The 7,455-nt window shown below is 41.2% G+C and carries 4 protein-coding genes; 3 read left to right on the top strand and 1 reads right to left on the bottom strand.

The annotated features are described in order from the left end of the window. Window positions 1–436: DNA cytosine methyltransferase (locus tag LJE72_RS25605; protein WP_229250966.1), on the bottom strand; the 436-nt coding region annotated here is incomplete at its 3' end. A gap of 725 nt (window positions 437–1,161) precedes the next feature. Here LJE72_RS25605 and LJE72_RS25610 point away from each other — a divergent pair. From LJE72_RS25610 to LJE72_RS25620, 3 genes are all read left to right on the top strand, one after another. Further along, window positions 1,162–1,329 carry a hypothetical protein gene (locus LJE72_RS25610; protein ID WP_229250967.1) on the top strand — a complete coding sequence of 56 codons (168 nt, stop codon included), beginning with the start codon at window positions 1,162–1,164 and terminating at the stop codon, window positions 1,327–1,329. A 1,112-nt stretch (window positions 1,330–2,441) separates the two neighbouring features. Next, a complete protein-coding gene (locus LJE72_RS25615) occupies window positions 2,442–2,591 on the top strand; it encodes a hypothetical protein (RefSeq protein WP_165800501.1) in 150 nt (49 codons plus the stop codon). A 189-nt stretch (window positions 2,592–2,780) separates the two neighbouring features. Next, window positions 2,781–7,202 carry an AAA domain-containing protein gene (locus LJE72_RS25620; RefSeq protein WP_229250968.1) on the top strand — a complete coding sequence of 1,474 codons (4,422 nt, stop codon included), beginning with the start codon at window positions 2,781–2,783 and terminating at the stop codon, window positions 7,200–7,202. The last annotated feature ends 253 nt before the right edge of the window (window positions 7,203–7,455 follow it).

A 7,455-nucleotide genomic window follows, 5' to 3' on the forward strand; every position in this document is an offset into this window, starting at 1 on the left:
AATGAAGTTTTATGTAGTTTGCGCCGGTATTTGAAGATAATAAGCCCGTAACGTTCTCAATTAATAAAAGTGCCGGTTTTTCCGGCATTTCCTCTAATATGCGAAGCCATTCCCAAACCAGACCGCTGCGTTCCGCGTCAATCCCACCCAGGGAGCCTGCCAAGGACAAATCCTGACAAGGAAAACTTGCCCAAGACAAATGCGCGTGAGGCAAACTAGTCCCGGATATGTTTTTTATGTCTTTCAGTACAAAGTGACTGCTTGTAAAATTTTCTTTGTAGACGGCAGCTTTCTTAGAGCAAATGTCATTTGCCCAAACAGGGCGGAACATATCTTTTAAACCATAAGCAACTAAGCCGCTTCCTGCAAAAAACTCATGCATTTTCCATGGAGCAGACGCCAAACTGACTTTATGATACTTTTTCCCTGATTGCATCACGTCTACCTCCGTTCATATGCAGTAAAACAACGATAATAACCAAAAGTGATTTTATTTCACAAAGGCTACGAATGTCCATTTGTTAATCATAGAGTATCAAACATATGTTCTTGGTGCAATATTTTTTCTTGATAATTTGTCTGTTTTCCCATAAAGATTCGAAGCGGGCAAGACGGTTTTTTTCCCACTCTACCCCTCTCCCATACCTTGCAATTCACCTCAAAAAAGCTATAATTAGGAATAGGTGGAAATTAAAAAGTCGCCGTGACCTGAAAGTGTTGACGCACTTCCAGGCACGAGCAGGTGAGTTGGCACCTACACGTAACAGTCCAGCTGTCCACGACGACATTTTTATTATACAATGCTGCCCGTTTATGCACAAGCAAGGTGCCTGTGCTGCGAGTGAAGTGAGTGTAATGGGATGTCTGGCAGGGAGCAGACTGTGCGGCTTCACGCAGCAAGAGATCAGCCTATTCCTGACCCAGGCAGCGGAAAGGAACTGTTCGCGTACCGGTTATGCGGACCGCTTTTCTGTTCACAGCCGGTTTGCTTCCGGTTGATTGAGGTTAGGTGTTTAGGATTCAGCAAGTAACGAAGCATAGCGCATGTGTAGGGTGAAAAAAACCTCGCATGCGCTTTTTAATTTCCCCTATAAAAGCAGACGGCAGGACCGGGTCATGAACCGGAACCTTGCCGCTGCTTGAAATAGGGGGGATAATAGGATGCCGGATTATAAAATGATGTATTTTCAGCTTGCGGCTAAAGTTGCAGATGCCATGGATATCCTTTTAAAAGCACAGCAGGAGGGAGAAGCGGAATTCATGGATGGAGAGCCGCTTCCTGGGATCAAAGTCATGACCATTCGAGATGAAAACCGTGATTCTGAATAGGGAAAGAGGATTTGGACTGCCGGTCCAAGGATCTTAACCGGCAAGGAGGCCTTCAAAGCCAATGGGAGTACAGCTTATTTTCAGGAAGCAGCCCAAACGTTTGAAGACCTATTAGAGGGTAAGATCCAGGTTGAATTTCTTGAAGAAGTTTAATAGGTAGGGATCTACTGAAGAAAGCTTAGATTTGTGAGTTAGTGTTGTAGGGTGAAACGGAAAGATTGTGTATTTCAGCTGATGTGCTGAGGATAGAACCGAAAGAGAGTTTCAGTTGAGTGGATAATTATTAAAGGGAGCGAAACTAAGGGAATGAATCTTAGGCTTCGCTCCTTTTTACATAGAATTGTCTGAGCTGAGGGTTATGGTTTACGCAGAGTAAGCGATGCTTGATAGATTATCAAGCAGAAGGTCCGTGCTAATAGGGTGCAATTTAAAGAATATTGTAAAAAGGAGCGGTTGTTGGCAGGGTTTTACAGAATAATGAAGAATTTAGGCTATAGAAAGTGTTTGCAGTTATACGAGCTATTAGAAATAGGATGCCAGATTTTCTGCTCACGGGTGACCCACGTAATAAAAAAGTTAGAACTCAGCATGTCGAAGGTATACATAAAAAGAAGGCTGAAGTAGCAAACCAAATTGGCGCTAATAGTTGTCCCAAATGTGACGGGGAGTTACTCACGAGAAGGGGCAGATATGGAGATTTTTAAGTGTAACAACCATTCGAAGTGTAGGTTTACGATTATCAGCTAAGTGATGAATTCTGATTTTTGTAAAAGTGGAGTTAATGGAGTATAAATATTGATAATGTCTATACTTACATGCTCATGGCTACAATTTGTGAAGCAGCAGGGTGCCTTAATCAGTCTACAACATCGGGCTAAATGCACCAAGACATTTCGATCTATGCGTTAGCAAAAGTATCTCACGAGGGCAACGTTTTATTCTAACCTTTTCGTCCATTTGATGGTGTGGCACGAAGTGCCACATGGGGGTCCGGAATAAACTAGCGAAATATATTTGCCCCTTCTAATGAACAGTTAAGTGTCCTGTAGAGAACTAGTATAATTAGCTGCAAATCGCATTGTGCTAATTTGATTTTGAAGGGAGGTGAAATAATGGCAGTTAAGCATATACCAACAGGAATCGTGCATAGTGGGACAAAAGGCGGAACAACTGGTTGCGGAACTAATACTGAGGAAAATTCGAGTCATTGGGAAAATACTAGTTCTACAATCACTTGTGATAAAAACGGTTGTAAAAACTAATTATCACAAAATCATGAAACCGTCCCTTACAATCAATAGGTGACGGTTTCTTGATTTATTGTGCAATTTCTCTAAGACTGGTTTATGGGTATAGTAATTAGGCCTAATAATGGGAGTGCTCAATAATGGTTTTGTTATAGCAATAATCGGACGCTTCTAGGACGTAACTTTGGGGATGTGACATTTGAAATGGATAAATGTAAAATTGCTTTAAAAATTTTGAGATATTGGTACCTTGTTGAATTTCTTAGTCAGCCTAACTTTCCATTAGAAACCCGAGAAAACCAGAAAAATAACTGCAAGGCAGCGGAAGGAAAAACGAATTGGAAACAAATTAGTTTGTATCATCCTTTTGCCACTGAGGAAATTGATCCTATGACAATATTTTCCCAGAAGAGTTTAGAGCAATATAGGCAATATCCAGAAATTTCGGATGAAGTTTCAATATGCTTCGGAAAAATCAAACGGATGAATTGTATAGAGTATCTTCAGCAAAGATTTGCGCAGAAGATATACTCTCCAGAAAAAGATCATAGCAGCATCAGCTTAATTGGTTTAAAATGTGACCCTCAGGGCTGCTATATCGAGAAAAGTGTCAATGTATCGCCATTAATTTGGGGCATTGCGCGTCTGCAAAGCCATACAGGCGAGATTAATGATGAAGATTTGTCCATGTTGTTATCTTTAAAAGCCTATAGTAACGATATGCAGGTGTTCGAAGACTACTTGACTCATCAAAATGAGGATGGACAAACTATAGGAGCGACAATCACTTCTAAGTTATTAGGTCAATTATATCATCAGATTTACAAAACCTATCTAAATCCCATATGGGGAAGTCATTCATCGGCCAAACAGGAAGGGATTATGATTTACCGGCAATATTATTCGGAAGAGGATAAAAGCAAAGACAGTGAGCCTTTGTATTTCAGCGACCTGAGCAAGAGCTTTTTTATGAATGATTTGCAAATGATAATAGAAGAAGTTTCAGCAAATCACTATGGAACGAAAGGGCCAATGGAAAAGGCTGTTATCGATTATATTGTTGGAGCCTACGCAGAAGAATACCCGCAAGAAGGAAGGATGGATTCTGCCAAACGAGTAGATCTCCGTACCGCTTGGAATCATGATACAAAAGAAGAACGTGCAGATTTTTTTAACGGCTATTTGGATATTTTCTTGTCACCTATTGGAAAATGGCCTTCGAAATATATGCCTGCTTTTATGCAGCAACTGGCAGTTAATTTGGGCACGCATCCCCAAGCGGGTTGTGGAAATATCTTCTCAGTTAATGGGCCTCCCGGCACTGGCAAAACAACTCTATTAAAAGAAATTATCGCAGGGAATATCGTGGAGCGGGCAAAGCTATTATCTGAATATAGCGATCCAGATGATGCCTTCGAAAAAAAGCTTTTTTTTGATGGAGACAGATCAAAAAACAGTTACAGTAACTATCATAGCGCGTACTATGATTTTATAAACAATGAAATAAAGGCCTATGGGATGTTAGTCGCATCCTGCAACAATGCTGCTGTCGAGAACATTACAAAAGAACTGCCCGACGGAACGGCCCTTTGCAATGGAATTTTGCCGGCAGATGAAGATCCGCTTCCTGTTCAGGAAGGGCTTAAAGAGGTGCGAAAGCTGTTTGATGTACAGGAAGCGGCCAGCGAATCTTTTAATATATGGGACAGCGAGTCCGGCAGAAGTGAACCCAAAACATTTCCAGATGTTTATTTTAGTAAATATGCAAATGATATGCTGCTCAAATCAGAGGACAAAAGGGATCGTTGGGGCTTAATCTCGGCGCCATTTGGAAAGTCAAGTAATATATTGCGGTATGCGCAGAAGGTTCTGTATCCTTACACCATGGATTTCGGCACCAATGATAAAATATCCGCCCGAAAAGAAAAATATGCGGAAACTGTGGTTCAGTTCCGGCAGCAACTCGCCAAGGTGGAAAATTTACAGCGGCAAATTGACGCCGTAAGCGGTTCCAGGAAACGCTTTTCTGAAACTAAAATTTGCCTGGAAGAGCAATGTACACAATTGATGCACGCTATCCAAGAAGAACAACAAAAGGCAAGTAGAATTGAGAGCAAGATAAACGATTTGGAGTGTCAGTTGCAAAATATTCAATGCGATCAGCAAAAAGCTAAACAAGCGCTTCATTCTGTCCAGATGGAGAAGGCACAGCAAATGAAACTTGTGCAGGAAGCTGAAAAAAACCTCCCATTGCTCCAAACTGAAATTATGGAACTGGAGGGCAAGCGGAACTTTATAGACTTTCTTTTCAATTTGATCGGAAAGGAATCCATGTTATCCCGCCTAATCTGTGAGAAATATAAAGAGTTGAAACAAACGGAGTATTTAGCGGATGAAAGGAAAGAACAATTTGAAACGCTAATCCAGCAGATTGATATGCAGGTAAACCGGAATTGCAAGCTTGAAAAACAGATGAATCAGCTGAATCGCGATAAAGGTGATCAAAGCAAGCATAAAGAGTCTTGCTTTGATCAAGCACAGCAGATGCATCAATCCATTCATGAACTGAAAGAAAAGATTCAACAGTCTCAAACGGAATATCTGGAAATCTTGAATGCGGCAGCGCAAATAAAGGATGCGCTGCATCAGATGACTGTTCTTGACGAGGCGTTTTGGCAGCTTTATGACAGCTCAAAGGAAGAGGAAAATACGAAGGCGCAAGTGCTGAATCCATGGTTTACTGAGGAATATAACCGTGAGCGGGAGAAATTATTTTACTTTGCTTTGCAGCTCCATAAAAACTTCTTTCTTGCTTCAAAAAGCTGTTGCTGGAATGTGAAAAATCTTCTTTTGATGTGGCGCATCATAAAAAATGATGAAGGCAAGCTGATAAAATTTTCTCCCCGGGATCGGCAAAATTGTTTCGGAGCACTGTTAAATACGATCTTTTTACTGACACCGGTGCTTTCTACAACATTTGCGTCGGCAGGTACAATGCTGGGCGATATCAAGCGTCCAGGAGAAATTGGATTTTTGATTATTGATGAAGCAGGACAAGCTCAGCCGCAAATGGCGCTGGGATCTTTTTACCGTTGCCGGAGAGCGATTGTAGTTGGAGATCCCAAACAAGTTGAGCCGGTTGTGACCGGAGAGATGGACCTAATAAAGAGGATCATAAAAAACGACTTTAACGCGCCCTATCAGTCAAAGAGCCATTCCGTACAGGAGCTTGCGGATCGTATCAACCCCATAGGAACCTATTTTACCGAACCGTTGGAAGACAGGCGAATTTGGGTGGGGTGCCCTCTGACGGTACATAGAAGATGCATTAGCCCTATGTACGAAATTTCTAATGCCATTTCCTATGACAATACAATGAAGCAGCAAACAGCGAAACCCAAGCCAGAACAAGAAGCCCGGTTTTGTCTGGAAAGTTCGCGTTGGATCAATGTTGGAGGATCAGAAAACAGCAACCAAAGCAAGGATCATTTTGTCAGAGAGCAAGGGGAAAAAACTCTGGAATTAATTAGAGAATCGTTTCAAAAAACGGATGGTATTCCGAGCCTGTTTGTAATCTCTCCTTTCACTACCGTAAAAGCCGGATTAAAGAGAATGATAAGTACCCTGCCGGAGTATAAAACGGATAAACGAATTCAGGAATGGGCGGAAAAACATATTGGCACCGTTCACACTTTTCAAGGCAAAGAGGCAGAGGAAGTGATATTTCTGCTTGGCTGTGACAAAAACGCTTTGGACACAGTCAGGTGGGTCAACAATAATATTGTAAATGTTGCCGTCACACGGGCGAAATACCGCTTATATATCATTGGTGACTACACTGTCTGGCAGCACGCTCTCGTAATGCAAAAAGTCAAATGCATTATGGACAGCTATGCCCTTCGCGCTTTAAAGGAAATCGCTGAAGCGCCAGAAAAGAAAGCTGATAAAAAGCTGGTCGAGGCCCTTCTCAAACAGGTGCCAAACAGCGAATCATTCCAAGTAAACGGACAAATCGAAGAAATTCTTGTAAATACATTTCAGGCAGCGCTCGAAGATGTTTGGACCGATCAATCCGTGTTAACGGAAAAACAAATGAACGATTTTGGGTTCTCTGCTGTTTCTATAGAAGCTCTTGAACCGTGTGTGGCAAAAAGTATGGTTTGGAGCATTCGGTTATACTTTCTATTTGATCTGATGAAAGAGCGCTTTTCGTTAAACGACGTTGACTTTGCCTGCTGTGCCATAATGTTTTGCAAGTCCATGGAATTACAATTAAAATACTGTTTGCTGCCGGGTTTGCAGCGCGTTTTTTCAAGCTTCCTCACCAAAGGAAAAAAGCCCCTCTCGCAGCTAAAAGAGAACAACGCTATGATCGGAACTTTCACCCATATTTTAAAGGATGAAAATCATCGGGGGCAATTGGCAGGGAAATCTCTCAAGTTTGAAAATGCATTATGTAATAAGGCATGGTGGGATGAATACTACTTCGATTTGGACGAGTTCAGAGAGTTAAGAAACAAGTGCTGTCATACTGAGAAGTTTGAATGGAACCACGTGGAAAAGTTATTGGAAAATCTTTTTAAAAGAAAAGCATTTCTTAAAACTCAAATAGGAAAAAGTATATAATGCATGAAGCATAAAGTTGTATTCCAATCCCCGTGCCCTATAGCTATTTAATCATTGGAACGGATTGTATGTGTATATGAGCAAATTTGTGAATGTAGATATTACTGTTTTTGGGAACGAGAAAAGACCCCCCGATTTCTCGAAGATCTTATTTGCAAGCTATTTTGTACCTGCCTCTTCTAAAGTTTCAATATCTGAGAAGATATCTAATCTCATACTTGTATTGTCTCTTTTATACTTCTCATTAAGTTTA

This window comes from Desulfosporosinus shakirovi (genome assembly GCF_020595055.1).
Classification (GTDB): Bacteria; Bacillota; Desulfitobacteriia; order Desulfitobacteriales; family Desulfitobacteriaceae; genus Desulfosporosinus; species Desulfosporosinus shakirovi.